The sequence below is a fragment of the Nocardioides endophyticus genome (assembly GCF_039543845.1).
GTDB classification, from domain to species: Bacteria; Actinomycetota; Actinomycetes; order Propionibacteriales; family Nocardioidaceae; genus Nocardioides; species Nocardioides endophyticus.
This window is the reverse complement of the sequence record NZ_BAABKN010000014.1, coordinates 113,042-132,377: the sequence shown is the minus strand read 5'-3', so window position 1 is coordinate 132,377 and position 19,336 is coordinate 113,042. Positions and strand designations below refer to the sequence as shown.

20 protein-coding genes are annotated in these 19,336 nt (G+C 70.3%); 13 read left to right on the top strand and 7 right to left on the bottom strand.

Annotated elements, in window-relative coordinates:
- Window positions 1-30 precede the first annotated feature (30 nt).
- Entirely contained in the window at window positions 31-1,581 is a 1,551-nt protein-coding gene (locus tag ABEA33_RS10800) for an alkaline phosphatase D family protein (RefSeq protein ID WP_345526780.1), read from the top strand.
- 109 nt (window positions 1,582-1,690) lie between these two features.
- Complete coding sequence (locus ABEA33_RS10795; protein ID WP_345526779.1) at window positions 1,691-2,845, top strand: fatty acid desaturase family protein; 1,155 nt, start codon at window positions 1,691-1,693, stop codon at window positions 2,843-2,845.
- Between the two features lie 44 nt (window positions 2,846-2,889).
- Here ABEA33_RS10795 and ABEA33_RS10790 read toward each other — a convergent pair whose 3' ends face one another.
- A complete protein-coding gene (locus ABEA33_RS10790; protein ID WP_345526777.1) occupies window positions 2,890-3,141 on the bottom strand; it encodes a hypothetical protein in 252 nt (83 codons plus the stop codon).
- A gap of 90 nt (window positions 3,142-3,231) precedes the next feature.
- Complete coding sequence (locus tag ABEA33_RS10785) at window positions 3,232-3,651, bottom strand: ATP-binding protein (protein ID WP_345526776.1); 420 nt, start codon at window positions 3,649-3,651, stop codon at window positions 3,232-3,234.
- 145 nt (window positions 3,652-3,796) lie between these two features.
- Between ABEA33_RS10785 and ABEA33_RS10780 the strand changes: the two genes are divergently transcribed.
- Window positions 3,797-3,961 carry a hypothetical protein gene (locus tag ABEA33_RS10780; RefSeq protein ID WP_345526775.1) on the top strand — a complete coding sequence of 55 codons (165 nt, stop codon included), beginning with the start codon at window positions 3,797-3,799 and terminating at the stop codon, window positions 3,959-3,961.
- 18 nt (window positions 3,962-3,979) lie between these two features.
- On the opposite strand, the gene ABEA33_RS10775 is transcribed toward ABEA33_RS10780, so the two are convergent.
- The gene (locus tag ABEA33_RS10775) at window positions 3,980-4,405 is read right to left on the bottom strand and encodes a DoxX family protein (RefSeq protein WP_345526774.1); all 426 of its coding nucleotides are present in this window, start codon (window positions 4,403-4,405) and stop codon (window positions 3,980-3,982) included.
- 153 nt (window positions 4,406-4,558) lie between these two features.
- On the opposite strand from ABEA33_RS10775, the gene ABEA33_RS10770 reads away from it, so the two are divergent.
- A complete protein-coding gene (locus ABEA33_RS10770; protein ID WP_345526773.1) occupies window positions 4,559-6,865 on the top strand; it encodes an immune inhibitor A domain-containing protein in 2,307 nt (768 codons plus the stop codon).
- Window positions 6,866-6,947: 82 nt separating this feature from the next.
- The gene (locus ABEA33_RS10765) at window positions 6,948-8,582 is read left to right on the top strand and encodes an alpha/beta hydrolase (RefSeq protein ID WP_345526772.1); all 1,635 of its coding nucleotides are present in this window, start codon (window positions 6,948-6,950) and stop codon (window positions 8,580-8,582) included.
- Here the strand turns inward: ABEA33_RS10765 and ABEA33_RS10760 are convergent.
- Window positions 8,557-10,023: an MFS transporter gene (locus ABEA33_RS10760; RefSeq protein WP_345526771.1), complete on the bottom strand. Its 1,467-nt coding sequence runs from the start codon at window positions 10,021-10,023 to the stop codon at window positions 8,557-8,559. The genes ABEA33_RS10765 and ABEA33_RS10760 overlap by 26 nt on opposite strands.
- Window positions 10,024-10,147: 124 nt before the next feature.
- Here ABEA33_RS10760 and rlmC point away from each other — a divergent pair, with 124 nt between their 5' ends.
- Together rlmC and ABEA33_RS10750 are read left to right on the top strand one after the other, a co-directional pair.
- Window positions 10,148-11,284, top strand: coding sequence for a 23S rRNA (uracil(747)-C(5))-methyltransferase RlmC (gene rlmC, locus ABEA33_RS10755; protein WP_345526770.1), 1,137 nt, complete (start codon window positions 10,148-10,150; stop codon window positions 11,282-11,284).
- Window positions 11,281-11,637: a TraR/DksA family transcriptional regulator gene (locus ABEA33_RS10750; RefSeq protein WP_345526769.1), complete on the top strand. Its 357-nt coding sequence runs from the start codon at window positions 11,281-11,283 to the stop codon at window positions 11,635-11,637. Before rlmC ends, ABEA33_RS10750 begins: the two co-directional genes overlap by 4 nt.
- Here the strand turns inward: ABEA33_RS10750 and ABEA33_RS10745 are convergent.
- Entirely contained in the window at window positions 11,606-11,938 is a 333-nt protein-coding gene (locus ABEA33_RS10745; protein ID WP_345526768.1) for a TfoX/Sxy family protein, read from the bottom strand. The genes ABEA33_RS10750 and ABEA33_RS10745 overlap by 32 nt on opposite strands.
- A gap of 31 nt (window positions 11,939-11,969) precedes the next feature.
- On the opposite strand from ABEA33_RS10745, the gene ABEA33_RS10740 reads away from it, so the two are divergent.
- From ABEA33_RS10740 to ABEA33_RS10730, 3 genes are all read left to right on the top strand, one after another.
- Window positions 11,970-12,806 carry a methyltransferase domain-containing protein gene (locus tag ABEA33_RS10740; protein ID WP_345526767.1) on the top strand — a complete coding sequence of 279 codons (837 nt, stop codon included), beginning with the start codon at window positions 11,970-11,972 and terminating at the stop codon, window positions 12,804-12,806.
- Between the two features lie 338 nt (window positions 12,807-13,144).
- Window positions 13,145-13,288, top strand: coding sequence for a DUF1289 domain-containing protein (locus ABEA33_RS10735; RefSeq protein ID WP_345526766.1), 144 nt, complete (start codon window positions 13,145-13,147; stop codon window positions 13,286-13,288).
- A 17-nt stretch (window positions 13,289-13,305) separates the two neighbouring features.
- A complete protein-coding gene (locus tag ABEA33_RS10730) occupies window positions 13,306-14,295 on the top strand; it encodes an aldo/keto reductase (protein ID WP_345526765.1) in 990 nt (329 codons plus the stop codon).
- 18 nt (window positions 14,296-14,313) lie between these two features.
- Here the strand turns inward: ABEA33_RS10730 and ABEA33_RS10725 are convergent, their stop codons facing one another.
- The gene (locus tag ABEA33_RS10725; protein WP_345526764.1) at window positions 14,314-14,472 is read right to left on the bottom strand and encodes a hypothetical protein; all 159 of its coding nucleotides are present in this window, start codon (window positions 14,470-14,472) and stop codon (window positions 14,314-14,316) included.
- Between the two features lie 174 nt (window positions 14,473-14,646).
- Between ABEA33_RS10725 and ABEA33_RS10720 the strand changes: the two genes are divergently transcribed.
- Genes ABEA33_RS10720 through ABEA33_RS10710 form a run of 3 tightly spaced genes read left to right on the top strand, consistent with a single transcriptional unit; the run spans window position 14,647 to window position 18,656 of the window.
- The gene (locus ABEA33_RS10720) at window positions 14,647-17,814 is read left to right on the top strand and encodes a heavy metal translocating P-type ATPase (RefSeq protein WP_345526763.1); all 3,168 of its coding nucleotides are present in this window, start codon (window positions 14,647-14,649) and stop codon (window positions 17,812-17,814) included.
- An 11-nt stretch (window positions 17,815-17,825) separates the two neighbouring features.
- On the top strand, window positions 17,826-18,254 hold the full coding sequence (locus tag ABEA33_RS10715; protein WP_345526762.1) for a hypothetical protein: 429 nt from the start codon (window positions 17,826-17,828) through the stop codon (window positions 18,252-18,254).
- Between the two features lie 12 nt (window positions 18,255-18,266).
- Window positions 18,267-18,656 carry a DUF2237 family protein gene (locus tag ABEA33_RS10710; RefSeq protein ID WP_345526761.1) on the top strand — a complete coding sequence of 130 codons (390 nt, stop codon included), beginning with the start codon at window positions 18,267-18,269 and terminating at the stop codon, window positions 18,654-18,656.
- A gap of 7 nt (window positions 18,657-18,663) precedes the next feature.
- Here the strand turns inward: ABEA33_RS10710 and ABEA33_RS10705 are convergent, their stop codons facing one another.
- Window positions 18,664-19,293 carry a maleylpyruvate isomerase N-terminal domain-containing protein gene (locus ABEA33_RS10705; RefSeq protein WP_345526760.1) on the bottom strand — a complete coding sequence of 210 codons (630 nt, stop codon included), beginning with the start codon at window positions 19,291-19,293 and terminating at the stop codon, window positions 18,664-18,666.
- Window positions 19,294-19,336: the final 43 nt, after the last annotated feature.

The following is a 19,336-nucleotide window of genomic DNA, read 5'->3' as shown; positions in this document are numbered from 1 at the left end:
GATGGTGCCTGGCGCGGGCAGCGTGATGGCGTGACCACTCTCGGGAAGCACCTTCATCGACGTACCCTCTTCCGCGCTGGCGCCCTCGGGGCCGGTGCCACTCTCGTCCCCGCGACCAACGCGGCCGCGAGCCTCGTCTCCCGTCGGCTCGAGCTCCCGTACGGCGTGCAGTCCGGCGACGTGACCACCCGCGAGGCCGTGCTGTGGGCGCGCTCGTCGGGGCGGGGCCGGCTGATCGCTGAGTTCGGCAGCGGGCGGCACCGCACCCGGATCCGGGGGCCGTGGGCGACCGCCGAGACGGACTTCACCGCGAAGATCGCGCTCGACCGGCTCGCGCCGGGGCGCGAGTACGACGTACGCCTCTCGTTCGAGGACGAACGCGGTCGTCGGGGCGAGTCCCAGGTGGCGAGCTTTGCGACCGCGTCGGAGTGGCGTACGCCGACCAGCTTCGTGTGGACCGGAGACAGCTGTGGCCAGGGCTGGGGCATCAACCCGGATCTCGGCGGCCTGGTCGGCTACCGGCGGATGCTCGAGACCCGGCCCGACTTCTTCCTGCACTCGGGCGACACGATCTACGCCGACGGCCCGATCGCGAGGACCGTCACCGAGCCCGACGGTCAGATCTGGCGCAACGTCGTCGCCGAGGGCGTGGGCAAGGTGGCCGAGTCGCTGGACGAGTACCGCGGCCGGCACCGCTATACACACCTCGACCACAACTTCCGGCAGCTCGCCGCGGCCGTACCGATCCTGGCGCAGTGGGATGACCATGAGACGCGCAACAACTGGTATCCCGGGCAGATCATCGAGGACGACCGCTACACCGAGAAGCGGGTCGACGTGCTCGCGCTCCGGGCCCGACGTGCGTGGCAGGAGTACCAGCCGATCGCCGACCCGCGTGCCCACCGTCGCGGCGACGGGTTCGCGCCCGCCCGGATCTATCGCAAGGTCGAGCGGGGCCGGCACCTGGATGTCTTCTGCCTCGACATGCGCACGTTCAAGGACCCCAACACGTCCGGGCTGGAGCCTGGGGGCACCCACATCCTCGGCGCGGAGCAGACCGACTGGCTGATCCGGGAGGTACGCCGGTCGCGCGCGACGTGGAAGGTGGTCGCCGCCGACCTGCCACTCGGCCTGGTCGTGCCCGACGGCGCGGTCAACCAGGAGAGCCTGGCCAACCGCGACCCCGGTGCCCCGCTCGGCAAGGAGCTCGAGATCGCCGGCGTGCTGCAGGCGTTCAAGCGCGCCGGCGTACGCAACGTCGTCTGGATGACCGCCGACGTGCACTACTGCGCGGCGCACCACTACGACCCGGCGCGTGCGGCCTTCACCGACTTCGACCCGTTCTGGGAGTTCGTTGCCGGCCCGATCGCGGCCGGCACGTTCGGTCCCAACGAGCTGGACGCGACCTTCGGCCCGGAGGTGGTCTTCAGCAAGTACGCCGCGGCACCCAACGAGTCGCCCCGCACCGGCAACCAGTTCTTCGGGCACGCGGCGATCGATGCCGAGGGTCTGCTGACGGTGAGCCTGCGTGACCTCTCCGGTGCGGTGCTGTTCAGCAAGGAGCTGGAGCCGGAGGTCTGACAGCCGCCGCGGGACGACATACGGACGGTGTGTCCGCTCACTCCGGACGTCTATACGGAGACACCTGCAACTTAGGTCACCCTTGCCAACCGGGTGCACACTGAGGAGCATGACCGCAACGCTCGAGCACACCCCCACCCTCAACGGCGGACTGACGCCGGGCCAGGTCGACCGCCTGGGTGCGGAGCTCGACGCGATCCGGCAGGACGTGCTCGACAGCCGCGGGGCGCGCGACGCGGCGTACATCCGGCGCGTGGTGCGCGCGCAGCGGCTGATCGAGCTCGGGAGCCGCGCGGTGTTGATGCGCAGTCGCTCCAAGCACATGTGGCTGATCGGCACGGCGGGCCTGTCGCTGGCCAAGATCCTCGACAACATGGAGATCGGGCACAACGTCCTGCACGGTCAGTGGGACTGGATGCGCGACCCCAAGATCCACTCGTCGACGTGGGAGTGGGACCACGTCACACCGGCGGCGCAGTGGCAGAGGGCCCACAACCAGACCCACCACACCTACACCAACATCATCGGCCAGGACAACGACCTCGGCTACGGCATCATGCGCGTCGACGAGGACCAGGAGTGGAAGCGCCGCTACCTCGTGCAGCCAGCCTGGAACTTCGTGACGGCGTGCATCTTCGAGTACGGCATCGCGATGTTCGACCTCGACCTCGGCGACCACATCCGCGACAAGCGGAAGATGTCGCCGGAGAAGAAGGCCGAGGTGAGGCTGACGCTGGCGAAGGCCCGGCGCCAGCTGGGCAAGGACTTCGTCGTCTACCCGGCGCTGTCGGGTCCGGCGTGGAAGTCGACGCTCGCCGCCAACGCGACCGCCAACCTGGTCCGCAACCTGTGGAGTCACTCGGTGATCATGTGCGGCCACTTCCCCGAGGGGGTGTCGACCTTCGAGCAGCCGGAGCTGCCCGAGAAGGAGACCAAGGGGGAGTGGTACATCCGCCAGATGCTCGGCTCCGCCAACATCTCCGGCTCGCGCTTCCTGCACCTGATGACCGGCAACCTGTCGCACCAGATCGAGCACCACATCTACCCGGACCTGCCGAGCAACCGCTACTTCGAGATCGCGCCGAAGGTGCGCGCGGTGTTCGACAAGTTCGACCTCGACTACAACTCCCGCCCGTTGGTCAAGCAGGTCGCGAGCGCCTGGCACAAGGTCGTCCGGCTGTCGCTGCCCAACGGCTGGCTGGCCGAGACCAACCGCCGCAACCTGGTGCCGCAGCTGCGTCAGCTGGTCAAGCGTCCGAGCTGAGCGGGTCCGCTTCCGGGGTTTCGAGACGGGCCTGGCGGCCTTCCTCAACCACCGGAGCGCCTTCCCGTTGGGGCGAAGACCTCCGGTCCGTTGGCCTGTACGCCGAGCGCCGCCCCCCAGCGACCTCGCGGCGCCCCGTAGTCCTCGAGCGGCTTGCCGTCGAGGTGCGCGCGGATGTTCTTGGGGAGCGGACGCTCGCGCCGGAAGTAGAGGTGGACCTGCTTGGCCGGCCACGTGGACGCCACGTTGACCGCGGTGCTGACCGCTGCCGCGAGGCGGGAGTGCGATTCGCGCAATGGGGCATCGCCCTCCGCCGTCGACTGCGGGTCGGGCCGTCGCCAGAAGCCGTTGGTGACGCAGGCGACGGTGCTAGAACAGGTTCTCGGTTAGGCCAAAGTGGCTGGGGAGAGCTCGAGCTCGCACCACACGGTCTTGCCGTCCGGTCGCGGACGGACGCCCCAGCGTGTTGCGAGCGCGTCGATCAACATCAGGCCACGGCCGCGCTCGTCGAGCTCGGAGACCGTGGTGTTCGGTTGCGGCTCGACGGTGCTCGAGTCGGTGACCTCGAGGCGGATGGCGTCGACCTCGACGACGGCGTCGAGGTACGCCGAGCCGCGGCCGTGCTCGACGGCGTTGGTCACCAGCTCGTTGGCCAGCAGTACGGCGGTCTCGCTGGTGTCCCGATCGATCCGGGCGGTCGCGAAAAGCTGTCGCAGGGCCTGGCGCGCCAGCGAACCGGTCTCGGCGGACGGCGCGAGCGCGAGTCGAGTGGTGCGCTCCGACATCTGCCCCCCGGTGCTGCTCATCGTCCCCCTCATTTCGGACCGGGCGCGTCGCCGGTCACAGAAGGTGTGCCCCGTACCGCGAGCCGGAAACTGCTGTCCAGGGATTCATTGCAGATTGTGCGGGAAACTCATCCGACTCAACGCTTGACCACGGTTAATGTTCGGCATGACGACGACCCACCTCTCGGTGCTCGCCACGGACATCGACCAGTTGGACCTGCACCTCGCCGACGGCTTCCAGCTGGCGGTCAAGGCGATCGTCGCGCTGTTCCTCTTCGGCATCGCGCTGGACACCAAGATCGACGACTTCCGGGATGTGTCCCCGGCGTAGGCAGCGGAGTCCACGACCTCAGCGTGGGGCGCTGCGGTCGCGCCAGGCGCCGGTCGCCCACAGTGCCCAGGCCACCAGCAGGGGCTGGAAGAACAGGCGGATGAACCGCTTCTGGTCGGTGTCGAGACCGAAGGCGTCCGCGCCGTCGACGTACTGCGCGATGTTGCCGGGGAAGATCGCGACGAAGAACGCCGCCACCACGAAGCCGACCCCGACCCGCCCGCGACCGAACGCGATCAGCGCCGCGCCCAGGCTGATCTCCACGAACCCCGACGCGATCACGACCGGGTCGTCGTCGATCGGGAACCACTCCGGCACCTGCGCCTCGAACTCCTGGCGCGCAAACGTGAGGTGGCTGATCCCCGCGAAGACCAGGATCGCGCCGAGCAGGAGACGGGCCAGGGTGCGCGGCCGGGAGGTGGGGGGAGAGTCAAGGAGGCTCATGCCGATGACGGTAGTCGACCCGGCCGACATCCGATTCTCTTTGCGTCCAAGGGTCTTTACACGAGAGGAATTCTCGTGATGGGGTGCGAATCGTGGACATCGGGGTCCACACAGCGTCACTCGGGACGCTGACAACCTCTCGGAGGAAGATACGTGAAGCGACGCATCTCGGGCGTCCTTGCTGCGGCCGCGAGCTTGACGCTCGCGGCCGTCGTCATGCCCGGACAGGCCACTGCGACGCCGGCGGTCGACTCAGGATCGGACGCCCAGCAGGCAAGCCATCACAAGCAGGACGACAGGAAGGACCCGCGCGAGAGCAAGCGGCGCGAGCTCAAGCAGAAGGGTGTCGACCTGCTGGCCACCGGCAAGCGCGACGTCCAGAACCGTGGCGGCTCGAAGGCCATCAAGGTCGCGCCCGGTCAGTGGGTCGAGTACGGCACCCAGGAGACCGCGCAGCTGCTCACCTTCCTGGTCGGCTTCGGCAGCACCGTCGACCCGCGTTTCCCGACCGCGCCCGCCGGGCCGGCCGCCGGCCAGATCCCGAAGCCCGGGGCGGACGACAACAGCACGTACTGGAAGGCGGACTTCGACCGCCAGCACTACATGGACATGTTCTTCAACGGCATGCCCGAGCAGGACGGCGAGTCCTTCAGGGGTGTCTACAAGGAGATGTCCAGCGGTCGCTTCGACCTCGAGGGCGACGTCAGCGACTGGGTGACCGTGCCCAACAACGAGGCCAGCTACGGCCAGACCGAGTCCAACGTGGACATGACGCGCTTCATCACCGACAGCGCCACGGCCTGGTACAACGCCGAGAAGGCGGCCGGCAAGAGCGACGCAGAGATCAAGGCGTACCTCGCCTCGTTCGACATCTGGGACCGGTTCGACTACGACGGTGACGGCGACTTCAACGAGCCTGACGGCTACATCGACCACTTCCAGGCGATCCACGCCGGCGAGGGCGAAGAGGCCGGCGCTCCGGAGTCGGCCATCTGGTCGCACCGCTGGTCGGTCAACCCCAACGGCAAGACCGGCCCGGTCGGCGGCGCCCAGAAGGGCGGCATCCAGATCGCCAACACCGGTATCTGGATCCGCGACTACACGACGGAGCCGGAGAACGGCGGCCTCGGCGTGTTCGCGCACGAGTTCGGCCACGACCTCGGCCTTCCGGACTACTACGACACCAACGGCGGCGAGAACGGCACCGGCTTCTGGAACCTGATGAGCTCCGGCTCGTGGATGAGCGACCCGGGCAACGCCATCGGCACCACGCCGAACCACATGGGTGCCACCGAGAAGCTGTTCCTGGGATGGCTCGACTACGCCCAGGTGGGGGCCGGTCGACGTGCCGAGGTGAAGATGGGTCCGTCGTACCACGCGACCAAGAACGCCCAGGCCCTGCTGGTGAACCTGCCACCGGGCCAGGAGAAGATCGACATCGGCGGCGCCGCCTCCGGTTCGAAGTACTTCTACTCCGGGCAGGGCGACAGCCGCACCGCGACCGTGACCAGCCCGAGCTTCACCGTCCCCGCGGGCGGGCAGCTCACGGCGAAGGTCAACTACGACATCGAGACGAACTGGGACTACGCGTACGCCGAGATCTCGACCGACGGCGGCACGACCTTCACCCCGGTGCACACCAACAAGTCCACGAACACTGACCCCAACAACCAGAACGACGGGGAGGGCATCACGGGCTCCAGTGCTGACGCCTGGGTGGACCTGATCGCCGACCTGTCGGCGTACGCCGGCAAGAGCGCCAAGGTCCGCTTCCGGATGTTCAACGACGCCGCCGAGCACTTCGCCGGGTTCAAGGTCGACGACATCGCTGTCGGCACGGCGCTGACCACCGGGGTCGAGGACGGCGCACCCAGCTGGGCCACGGACAAGTTCATCGTGGTCGACAACGGCAGCTACACCGTGCCGTACGAGCATTACTACCTCGCGGAGAACCGGCAGTACGCCGGCTACGACAGCACGCTCAAGAAGGGCCCGTACAACTTCGGCTGGCTCGCCACGTCGCCGGACAAGGTCGAGCACTTCCCCTACCAGAACGGCCTGCTCGTCTGGTACGCCAACTCGCTCTACTCCGACAACAACACCAGCCAGCACCCGGGTGGCGGCGAGGCCCTGCCGGTCGACGCCCACGCCACGGCGCTGTCGTGGAGTGACGGGACCATCGCACGCAACCGGATCCAGGCGTACGACTCGACGTTCGGCCTCGAGAAGACGCCGGCGCTCAGCCTGCACCGGGAGCTGGCGACCGCAGGTGGGACCCAGCGCACCACGCTCGTCCAGAAGTCGCAAGCGGCGCAGAAGGTGTTCGACGACACCGACCCCTACGCCTACTACGACGAGGACAACCCCCTCGGCAGCGTGATCGTCGGTGGCACCGGGACGAAGATCCGGGTGCTCTCGACGAACGACAAGAAGGGGATCATGACGGTCCGCGTCAACTGACCGTCCAGCTCACATGTTCCACGCCGGGGCTCGACGCCGAACGCGTCGGGTCCCGGTCCACTCTTCGGGAAGGAATCCTCGTATGAGGAAGCTGATCAGTGCGGCCGCAGCCATCACCCTCGGGCTCGGACTCGCAGCCACCGGAGTCGCGACCGCGGCTCCGCAGCACCACCAGCAGCGGCCCCACCACGGCAACCACCACGGTTCGCCCGGCTACACGCCGCCGCCGATCACGTGGGGCGAGTGCCCGACGGCCAGCCTGCGCAACGCGGGCGCGACCTGCGGGATGCTCACCGTGCCGCTCGACTACGGCAAGCCGCGCGGCGAGAAGATCCAGCTCGCGGTCTCGAAGATCGCGCACAAGACCCCCGACGCGGCCGCCCAGGGACCGATGCTGGTCAACCCGGGTGGGCCCGGTGGCTCCGGCCTCGGCCTCTCCCGCCTCGGCGCAGCCGTCCCCAAGGGCGGCGGCGACCCGTACGACTGGATCGGGTTCGACCCGCGCGGCGTCGGCCGCAGCGTGCCGTCGCTCAGCTGCGACCCCGACTACTTCGCGGCCGGCCGTCCGGCGTACGTACCGGACCACCGCGGGATTCGTGAGTACTGGTGGAGCAAGGCCTCGGCGTACGCCGACGACTGCGCGGCCGCCGGAGGGAAGCTCCTGCGCCACACCCGCACGGTCGACTGGGTGCAGGACATGGACACCATCCGCAAGGCGCTCGGTGCGTCCAAGATCAACTTCTACGGCTTCTCGTACGGCACCTACCTCGCGCAGGTCTACGCGACGAAGTACCCCGAGCGGGTGCGCCGGTTCGTGCTCGACGGCGTCGTCAACCCGACCGACGTCTGGTACGACGCCAACCTCGAGCAGGAGAAGCAGTTCGACAAGAACATCAACACGTTCTTCGACTGGATTGCGGACAACGACGCGGCGTACGGGCTCGGCACCGACGGTGACGCCGTCCGCGACATCTACTACGACGTGCTCGACCAGCTGACCGACGCGCCGGAGCCGGACTTCGGGGCGGCGGACTGGAACGACGTCTTCGTGGGTGCGGCCTACTACGTCTACGACTGGGACGCCGTCGCGCATGTGCTGATCGCTGCGGCGGGCGGGGATCTCGATCCGGCCAAGGACTACTACGGCGACCCGACCGGACCCGGCTCCGACAACACCTTCGCCAACTACCTCGCGGTCCAGTGCACCGACGCGGCCTGGCCCTCGAAGTGGAAGACGTGGGAGAAGGACGCCTGGCGGATCCATCGCTACGCACCGTTCCTCGCCTGGAACAACACCTGGTACAACACGCCGTGCCTCGACTGGGCGGCTCCGTCCGGCCGGCCGGTCGACATGAAGGGCAAGCACGCTCCGCCGGTGCTGCTGATCTCCGAGACCGAGGACTCCGCGACGCCGTACGCCGGCGCGCTGGAGGTCCGCAAGCGGTTCCCGCGCTCGGTGCTGATCGAAGGCGTGGGCGGTACGACGCACGCGGGATCGCTGTCGGGGGTGGCCTGCACCGACGATCGGATCGCTGACTACCTGCTCACCGGCGCGCTGCCGACGCGGGTGCGTGGCAACCGCTCCGACGTGCAGTGCGAGCCAGTGCCGCCGCCGGAGGCGACGTCACCGACGGCAGCGGCCCGGAAGGCGGCCGTCGCTCAGGACCGGCTCGGCAAGCTCCGCGACCTGATCACGGCTGCGACGCTGAAGCGCTAGTCGCCACGTCGTGCTCGGCCTCCCACTCGGCCTGGGGGCCGGGCACGACGTGCGTCTTGGCCTTGACGACCGGCACCATCACGGCCACGACCGCAGCGGCCGTCGACGTGATCGCGAGCAGCAGGAAGCCATGGGTGTAGCCGGCCTCGGTCGGCACGCCGATCGGCTGCAGGTTGCTGGTGACGACGGTGCCGAGGACGGCCGAGCCGATCGCGCCGCCGACCGTGCGGATGTTGGTGTTCATGCCGCTCGCGACACCGGTCTGGCTCTGCGGGACCGCGGCGACGACGAGGTTGGACATCGCGGCGAACGCAAGGCCGAAGGCCAGGCCGAGGATGGTGGTCTCGACGAGGACCATCCAGATCTCGTCGTGGGTGAAGGCCATCCCGAAGGTGCCGATGGCGGTGAGCGCTGCGCCGACGACGAGCAGGTTCTTCGAGCCGAAGCGGGTCGCGAACCGGCCGGCGGCGACGCCGCCGATGAAGCTGGCGATCGTCTGCGGAAGCAGCATCAGGCCGGACTCGGTGACGCTGAGGCCGAACCCGTAGCCGGCGACCTCAGGCGTCTGCAGGAACTGCGGGACGAACGCGAACATCGAGTACATGCCCATGCCGAAGAGGAGCGCGACCAGGTTGACGGTCCACACGGTCGGGATCCGCATCATCTTCATGTCGACGAGCGGCTCCTTGCTGCGGGTCTCGGCGAGCACCCACACGGGCAGCAGGATCGCAGCGGTGACGAAGAGGCCGACCACCTTCGCCGAGCCCCAGCCCCAGTGGTGGCCCTGGCTGACGCCGACCAGCAGCGCGACCAGCCATGCCGACATCAGGAAGGCGGTGCCGACGTTGATCTTGCCGGGCGTTCGCTCGGGGGACTCGGGGACCCACACGAAGGCGGCGATGGCGGCGACCACGGTCATCGCCATCGGGATCCAGAACAGCCAGTGGTAGCTCAGCGCCTCGACCAGCGGTCCAGCGATCACCAGGCCGACGCCGCCACCGACGGCGAGCAGCGCGGCCGACGTGCCGATCGCCGAGGCGACCTTCTCGCGAGGGAACTCGTCGCGGACGATGCCGAAGGTCAGCGGCAGCACGCCGCCACCGATGCCCTGGATCACCCGGGCGGCGATGAGCACGCCGATGCTGCCGGCGACGGCCGCCAGCAGCGAGCCGACGGCCAGCGCGCCGAGCGCGACGACGAGCATCCGCTCCTTGCCGACCTTGTCGCCGACGCGGCCGATGATCGGCGTGAAGATCGAGGCGGACACCAGGTACGCCGTCAGCACCCAGGTGACCGTCGCCTGGTCGGTGTCGAGAGCGGCCTGAATCGTCGGCAGCACGGGGTTGACCATCGACTGGAGGAGCGAGAACGACGCGACTCCCACGCACAGCACCAGGAAGGTGAGGCGGTAGTCGGTGCGGCGCTTGGCGGGGGAGGTCATCGGTTCCTAACGGCTGGAGCGCGGAAGTCGGCGTAACAGCGGCAACCGCGGCCCGCGTCGGTTGATTCCGTCAACCAGTTCAGATCGAGTGTGATTCGGCTCGCGCCCGTAGCCTGAGCGGGCCATGTCTCTCGCCGTTGACCAGCTCTGCCACCACTTCGACGCCGGCCGTTGCCGGTCCTGCAGTTGGCTCGGGCTGCCGTACGACGCGCAGTTGGCCGACAAGCAGCGCCAGGTCGCGGAGCTGCTCGACCCCGACCTCGCGTGGGAGCGGCCGGTGGCGAGCGCCCAGCTGGGCTTCCGCAACAAGGCGAAGATGGTCGTCAGCGGTTCGGTGGACGACCCGACGCTCGGCATCCTCAACCCTGCTGGTGGCGGGGTGGACCTGCGCGACTGCCCGCTGCACACCGCCGGCATCCAGGCAGCGCTGCCGGTGCTCGCGGAGTTCGTGCGCACGGCCGCGCTCACGCCGTACGACGTGCCGGCCCGCCTTGGTGAGCTGAAGCACCTCCTCGTGACGGAGTCGCCCGATGGGGAGCTGATGGTGCGGTTCGTGCTGCGCTCGCAGGAGCCGGTGTCGCGGATCCGCAAGCACTTGCCGGCCTTGCGGGAGGCGCTGCCTGCGCTGGTCGTCGCCTCGGTGAACCTCCAGCCCGAGCACAAGGCGGTGCTCGAGGGCGAGCGTGAGATCGTGCTGACCGAGCAGGAGACGCTGCGGATGCGGGTCGCCGGCCCGGACCTGTACCTGCGGCCGCAGAGCTTCTTCCAGACCAACACCGCGATGGCGACGGAGCTGTACGAGCGCGCCCGCGCCTGGACCGCCGACCTCGCGCCGACCTCCGTGTGGGACCTCTACTGCGGTGTCGGGGGCTTCGCGCTGGCCCTGGCGCGGTCGGGTGTCGCGGTGACCGGCATCGAGATCAGTCGGGAGGCGGTCGCGAGCGCCTCGCAGACCGCGGCCGAGGCCGGGCTCGCGGACGTGCGCTTCGAGGTCGGCGACGCGACGGCGTACGCCCTGGGCTCGACCGCACCGCCCGACCTCGTGGTGGTCAACCCGCCCCGCCGCGGGATCGGGCCGCAGCTGAGCGGCTGGCTGGAGTCCTCGGGTGTCGGGCACGTCCTCTACTCCAGCTGCAACGCCGTCACGCTGGCCAAGGACCTCGCCGCGATGCCGTCGCTGCGGCCGGTGCGCGGGCAGCTGCTGGACATGTTCCCGAACACCGGCCACTACGAGGTGCTCACCTTGCTGCGGCGCCGATGAACGCACGCGAGCTCCTGGCGGTGGAGCGGCGGCGTACGACGCGGCGGCTTGCCGACCTGCGCGGCGACTACCGCGGCTTCGTCGAGGCGTCGAAGGACAGCAACGCCGACGACGAGCACGACCCTGAGGGCGCGACGATCGCCTTCGAGCGGTCGCAGGTGGGAGCCCTGGTGCAGCAGGCCGAGGAGCAGCTTCGCGCCGTGGCTGCCGCTCTCGAGCGGCTCGAGAGCGGCAGGTACGGGGTCTGTGTCGTCTGCGGGCAGCCGATCCCGGAGGGGCGGCTCGAGGTGCGGCCGACTGCGACGACCTGCGTCGGGTGCGCTACTTCGGCGGCAGCGTCCCGGCATAGCTGAGTCCGATCGTCGCCCAGCGCTCGACGGCGTCGTACGTCGCCAGTCCGGGTGGGTCGACGCGGAGCCAGCCGGTCATCGAGCGCTCGCGCATCACGAACTCGTCGGTGTGCGGCTCAGCCAGGAGCTCGTCGGTGCGCTCGGGTGGGCAGCGGAGGAGTAGGCCGCCCTCGCCGCTGGCCGCGACCGCCATGTTGCCGTGCACGAGGAAGGCCAGTCCGCCGAACATCTTCCGCTCGCTGATGCCGGCCACCCCCGATGCGATCTCGCGCAGCTGATCGGCCAGCGCCTCGTCGTACGACATGGCGCCGATTGTGCCAACCTGGGGCATGAGCATGAGTGAGATCAGCGGCACGTCGTTCACGCTCGGCACGGCCTTCCGGCCGGAGACCGTGGACGAGGGCGCGGTGCACGCGATGGTGAGCGTGCTCGACGCCCAGGACGCGGCCCCGTCGATCGAGCGACTGCGGGCGTGGGCGCTCGCGGCCGGGGACGTACGGCGGGGCGACACCTGCGTCGACATCGGGAGTGGCACCGGGACGATGACCCGCCGACTGGCCCGGCTCGCCGGGCCGGACGCCCGGGTGCTCGGCATCGAGCCCAACGGGATGCTCCGCAAAGTGGCCGAGGAGCGCTGTGCGAGCCACGGGGTCGAGGTCGAGTTCTGCCAGGGGCTGGCGACCGAGCTGCCGCTGCCCGACGCGAGCGTCGACGTCGTCTGGTGCGAGCGGGTGCTCCAGCATGTCCCCGACGCTCAGGCCGCGGTCGTGGAGATCGCGCGGGTGCTGCGGCCCGGCGGTCGCGCGCTGCTGCTCGACTCCGACCACGCCTCGCGGGTCGAGTCCGACATCGATCCGGCTGTGGGCCGCGCGATGCTGGACGCGTTCATGTCCCAGATCGCCAACCCGATGGCCGCGCGACACCTGCCGCGGCAGGCGATGACGGCCGGCCTGCACGTCGATCCCGACGTCGGCTCGTCGGCCCTCGTCTTCCCGCAGGACGTGCTGATGGGCTCGCACATGTCGCGGCTGGCCGCCGAGCAGGCCGTCTCCGACGGGACCCTGACGCAGGCCCAGGCGGACGAGGCACTGCGCAGCCAGGCGGCCGCAGCCGAAGCGGGCTGGGCGTTCTCAGCGATCACGGTGTTCGGGTTCGTCTGTCGCAAGGACTGAGTAGAGCGGTCGCCTTCTCTACGGGCCGGTGCTCCGCTTGATGGTGCCGAGGCGGACGGACCTGGCCGACCGTGAGGCCGCGGACCACGATGAGCTCGTAGTCGACATCGGGGGTGCCGTCGTCCAGCCACGCGTACGCCGACGGCTTCGCCTGACGCGACCCGTGCCAGTCGTCGGCGGGTTGCGCGGAGGCAGTCGGACCGGCGAGGACGGGGATGAGGGCAAGCGTGAGCAGCCCGATCAGCAGTGCGCGCAGGGGCACATCGTGGCATAGCGCCGCGAGCCCCGTCCGGTGGTCATCGAGGTATCTGGATCGACGGGACCCGCTCCTGCATGGCATGCAACGAACCCTCGATCGACGGCGTGACTGGCGCTCACTCACGCCCGCGGAGAAGCAGCACCGGCTCGCCCGGCTCCGTCAGGCCCAGCACCAGCAGGTCGCGCGCGATGCCCGGGTCCTCCTCCTGGTGCGGGCCGACTGACCTGACAGACTCGCTGCATGGAGCAGCGAACCCTCGGTAGGACGGCCCGCCAGATCTCGGTCGTCGGTCTGGGCACCTGGCAGCTCGGCGCGGACTGGGGAGACGTCACCGAGGGCGACGCGCTCGCGGTGCTCGAGGCGTCGGTCGAGGCCGGGGTGACCTTCTTCGACACCGCCGACGTGTACGGCGACGGGCGCAGCGAGCAGGTCATCGGCAAGTTCCTCGAGACGCACGAGGGCATCACGGTCGCCACCAAGATGGGTCGCCGGATGGACCAGGTGCCCGAGAACTACTCCCTCGACAACTTCCGGGCCTGGACCGATCGGTCCCGCCGCAACCTCGGCGTCGACACCCTCGACCTGGTGCAGCTGCACTGCCCACCTAGCGCGACCGTCGACGCGGACGCGACGTACGACGCCCTGGACACGCTGGTCGACGAGGGCGCGATCGCGGCGTACGGCCTCAGCGTCGAGACCTGCGACCAGGCCCTCTCCGCGATCGCTCGACCGCACGTCGCGTCGATCCAGATCATCCTCAACGCGTTCCGGCTCAAGCCGCTCGACGCGGTGCTGCCGGCGGCCCAGGAGGCCGGTGTCGCGATCATCGCCCGGGTCCCACTGGCGTCCGGGCTGCTGTCGGGCAAGTACGACGAGAGCACGACCTTCGCCGCTGACGACCACCGCACCTACAACCGCGACGGCAGCGCCTTCGACGTGGGGGAGACGTTCGCGGGCGTGGACTTCGAGACCGGGGTGCGGTCGGCGCGGGAGTTCTCGGCGCTCATCGACGAGGTCGGCCCGACCGGGCTGAGCCCGGCTGAGGTCGCCCTCGCGTGGGCGTGGCAGCAGCCCGGCGTCACGACGGTGATCCCGGGTGCGCGCAACGCCGGCCAGGCCCGCGCCAACGCGGCCGCCGGCGACGCGGACCCGTTGCCCGAGGCGCTGCTCGACGGCGTACGCCGGATCTACGACGAGCACTTCCGGGCTGCGGTCCACGGGCGCTGGTAGCGGCTCTCCTGTCTGGCTTCAGGCGAGCAGCTTGCGCAGCCGAGCGTGCTGCTGGAAGCGGCGCTGCCGGCGGCGCAGGTTGCCGCGGCGGGTGCGCACGCTGCCGTAGCTGTCGACCTCGAGCTCGGCGAGCATGAGGGCGGCAGTGGGATCTGCGATCGAGATCGAGGCGATCATCGTGGTCACTCCTTGGTGGGTCGTTGTCGGTGACCCCAAGGTGCTCGCCTGAGGCATCTGCCCACATCGGAGGAACTCCCTAGGTTGCGCGTGCCCGGGTGTCGCCCGGGTACCTCAGACCCGCTGAGATACTTCGCGTTGGGTACCCCCTGGGGGTATGTTACGGTCAATCGCATGAGCACCACCGGGACGCTGACCGAGTCGACCCTCGACATCGAAGGGATGACCTGCGCGTCCTGCGTCAACCGCGTCGCCAAGGCGCTGACCCGCGTCGACGGCGTGGTCGACGCCTCGGTGAACCTCGCGACCGAGACCGCCGCCGTGACGTACGACGCCCGGGCGGTGGACGCCGAGGCGCTGACCGCCGCGGTCGAGAAGGCCGGGTACGCCGGGACGCTGCGCCGTCCGACGCGGACCGAGGAGCCGAGCGACCCGGTCGCCGACCCGATCGCAACGTTGGATGCCCGGCGCGATGCCGAGATCGGGAAGCTCCGCCGCCGCTGGCAGGTCGCTCTGGTGACCGGCCTTGCACTGATGGCGTTGATGTACATCCCGCTCTACATCGACACCATGGACTGGCTGATGCCGTTGGTGCTCGTCGTGGCGACCGTCGTGCAGTTCTGGGCCGGGCAGGACATCTACCGCCAGGCCTGGGTCAACCTCCGGCACCGCACCACCAGCATGGACACGCTGGTCGCGCTCGGCACCGGCGTGGCGTACGGGTACGGCGCGTTCGTGGTGCTCTGGCCCGGCCTCGCCGAGCGCTGGGGGCTGCCGCTGCACCTCTACTTCGAGAGCGCGCTGATCGTGGTCGCGCTGATCCTGATGGGGCGCTGGCTGGAGCTGAAGGCCAAGAAGCGCACGGCCTCCTCGCTCCGCGCGCTGGTCGACCTGGCCCCGGCGACAGCGCGGGTGCTCCGAGGCGAGACGGAGGTCGACGTACCTCTCGCCGACGTCGCCGTCGGGGACCTCGTGCGGGTGCGCCCGGGGGAGAAGCTGCCGGTCGACGGCGTCGTCACCGACGGCCGGTCGGCCGTCGACGAGTCGATGTTGACCGGCGAGAGCGTGCCGGTCGACAAGGCCGTCGGTGCGACGGTCATCGGCGCCACGGTCAACACGACCGGCACCCTCGTCGTCCGCACCACCGCGGTCGGGGCCGACAGCACGCTCGCCCAGATCGTCCGCCTGGTCGAGGACGCCCAGGCCTCCGCGCCGCCGATGCAGCGGCTCGCCGACCGGGTGTCCGCCTGGTTCGTGCCGGCCGTGCTGGTGGTCGCACTGGTGACCTTCCTGAGCTGGCTGGCGTTCGGCCCGGAGGGCGAGCGCCTCACCCTCGCGATCGGTACGACGGTCGCGGTGCTGATCATCGCCTGCCCGTGCGCGCTGGGGCTGGCCACGCCGACCGCGGTGATGGTCGGCACCGGACGGGCCGCCGAGCTGGGCATCCTCATCGGTGACGGCCAGGCCCTCGAGACCGCGCGGCGGCTCACCGCCGTCGTGCTCGACAAGACGGGCACTGTCACCCGGGGCCGCCCCGACGTCCGCGAGGTCGCCACCTCCGGCGGCTGGGATGCCGACGAGCTGCTGGCCCTGGTCGCCGCGGCGGAGGTCGGCAGCGAGCATCCGGTCGGCGAGGCCGTCGTCCGCGGCGCCCGTGAGCGAGGCCTGAACCTCCCGGCCGTCGACAGCTTCGACTCCGTGCCGGGCCACGGCGTGGTCGCGATCGTCGGCGGTCGCACGGTCGTCGCCGGCAACGTCGCGCACCTGGCGACCCACGGAGTCACGGCCGACGGCGGCGGAATCCTGGTGGCCGTCGACGGCGCGTACGCCGGCCGCATCGACGTCGCCGACACCGTGAAGCCCACCTCGGCAGCCGCGGTTGCGGCGCTGAAGGAGCTCGGGCTCGAGGTCTGGATGGTCACCGGTGACCACGAGGCGACCGCGCGCGCGGTCGCGGCCGAGGTGGGCATCGACCACGTGCTGGCCGACGTACGGCCCGCCGACAAGGCGGCCCGGGTCGCTGAGCTCCAGGCCGCCGGCCAGGTCGTCGCCATGGTCGGCGACGGCGTCAACGACGCACCCGCGCTGGCTCGCGCCGACCTCGGCATCGCGATCGGCACCGGCGCGGACGTTGCCGTCGCTGCCTCCGACATCACGCTCGTCGGGGGCGACCTGCACGGCGTCGTCTCCGCGATCGAGCTGTCGCGACGTACGGTCACGACGATCAAGCAGGGTCTGGCCTGGGCGTTCGCCTACAACGTGCTGCTGATCCCGGTCGCGGCCGGCGCCCTCTACTGGTGGGACGGGCTGCTGCTCGACCCGGTGCTCGCCGGCGCCGCGATGGCGATGAGCTCGGTCAGCGTCGTCACCAACGCGCTGCGGCTGCGCAAGCCCTCTCGCGGCCGCATCGCCGACAGTGCCTACCTGGCCGGGATCGCGGTGCTCGCGATCGCCATCGGGGTCGGGTTCACCGGGCTCAGCCGGACCGACCAGGCTGAGCGCGGCATGAACGGCGTGCTCGCCTTCCAGCAGGGCATGGGCATGCCGATGCGGCCGCAGATGAGCGTCATGGAGGAGACCGACGTCCCGCCGATGAGCGCGCACGACGCCGGCCTCTCGGTGGCGTACGACGTGCCCGCCGGCGTACGACCCGGCGAGCCCGCCACGATCACGATCTCGGTGCGCGATGCCGAGTCCGGTGAGCCGGTCGGCGACCTGGTCCGCACCCACCAGGTGTGGATGCACCTGATCGTGACCCGCGCCGACCTCGGCACCTTCGCGCACCTGCACCCCGAGCCCACCGGCGAGGAGGGTGTGTTCGAGGTCGAGGCGACCTTCCCGACCGCGGGGACCTACGCGCTGCACGCCGAGATGCGCCAGCAGGGCCAGATGGCCGACGTGCTGGACGCCACTGAGCTGACGGTTGCCGGTGACCCGCCATCCGTCGAGGCCCTAGCCGAGGGCGACGTTCCAAGTGAGGTGCGGAGTGCGACTGTCGACGGCGTACGCATCACCCTCGACGGCGAGGCCCACGTCGGCGACACCAGCGACTTCACGCTCGGCGTCCCCGACGACCTGCGGCCCTACCTGGGCGCCGCCGGGCACGTCGTGGTGATGCGCGCGGACGGCAGCGACCTGCAGGACCTGGACTTCCAGCACCGGCACGCGGAGACGTTCGACTCCCGCGGCCGACCGGTGCCGGCGCTGCCGGGGACCGAGTTCGGGCCGGAGCTCGACCTGCACGTTCGCTTCGACGCGCCCGGCGCCTACCGGGTGTGGGCGCAGGTGCGGCTGGCGGACGGCGCCGTGGTCACCGCGCCGTTCGTCGTGCACGCGCGTTAGTGTTGGCAGCGATGAGCGAGCCGGACTACTGCGACCTGTGTGACCTTCCTTGGAGCACGTGCATCCACGGCAACCCGCCGGCACCTCCACCGCCGCCTGCCGCCCGGGTCTCGACGCCCCGGGCCTCGCCCGTGACTCGGCGCAAGGTGGCCCCGCCGTCGGCACCCGCCCGCGTGGTCCCGCGCAAGTGGACCCCGCCCGACGCCCTCAAGGCCGACATCCTCGAGGTGCTCCGCGAGCACGGCGGCAACCTCGAGCAGGAGGACCTGTTCGTCGCGCTGGAGGCCGCGTTGGGTGAGCGTCTCACGACGGCCGACCACGACAAGACCCCCGAGGGTGAGCTGCGCTGGCGGTACGCCGCTCGGCGGGCCCGCCAAGCGCTGGTCGCCGAGGGCGTGATGACCAAGGGTCAGCCCGGCGTCTGGTCGCTGGCCGACTGAGCTGTCTCGACGATGGCAGAGCGCAACGTCCTCGGTGGCGAGCTCGAGCCGTGCGGCACCGAACCCATGACCGGGTTCTACCGCGACGGCTACTGCTCGTGCGGTCCCGAGGACGTGGGGCTGCACTCGATCTGCGCCGTGGTGACCGAGGACTTCCTCCGCCACCAGCGCACGGTCGGCAACGACCTCTCGACGCCCCGGCCGGAGTACGGCTTCCTCGGCCTGGCCCCCGGCGACCGCTGGTGCGTGGTCGCCTCCCGGTGGCTGGAAGCCTACGAGGACGGGCTCGCCCCGCCCGTCGTACTCGCATCGACCAACGCGCGCACCCTCGAGATCGTGCCGCTCGCGCGCCTCCAGGAGCACGCCGTCGACGTCCCAGGGGACGCCAGCTCGCTCCTCTGACTCGCGGTCAGGGGACGACCGATGCGCCCTGCGGCAGCGGCTGGCGGCCGGTGAGGGCCAGGAGTACATCGGTGCCGAGCCCCTGTCGCAGCGCGCTGGCGCTGGCCAGGGCGAGCGTGTCGGCGAGGGCTTCGGTGGGCGGGGTGAAGTCCAGGCCGGTGGCGCGGGCGATGTCGAGGCAGTGCACGGTCAGCTCGAAGGTGCGAGTCGGCAGGTAGTCGCTCACGCGCATGCCCCCGCCTGCGGTCGTCACCACGACGTCCACGCCGTCGAGCATCCCGAGCGCGAGGTCGGCCTCCTCGCGCGACCGGCGCAGGCTGGCGAGCGGGTCCTCGCCGAGGGCCACCCCCGCCTCGATGCCGCGCTGGTGGATGGCGTCGCGGGTGGTGCCGTGGGCCAGCCGGTTCACCACCGCGAAGTAGTCGGCAGCGTCCTCGGTCTCGACCGCGTCGGCCCGGGTGGCCAGATACGTCGCCACCGTGACGAACGAGCGGCCGGTGTGCCCGATCAGTGCACGGAGGTCCCAGTTGCCGAGGCCGGGCTCGGCGTACCTCTCGAGCGGCACCTGCGCCGCCAGGTCGAGGAACGCGGTGGCCGCGAGCTCGTACGTCGCGCGGGTCTCGCTGAGGCTGCTCATGCACTCCATCGTCGGGGTAGCGCCTGCCGATGTGGCTCCCTTT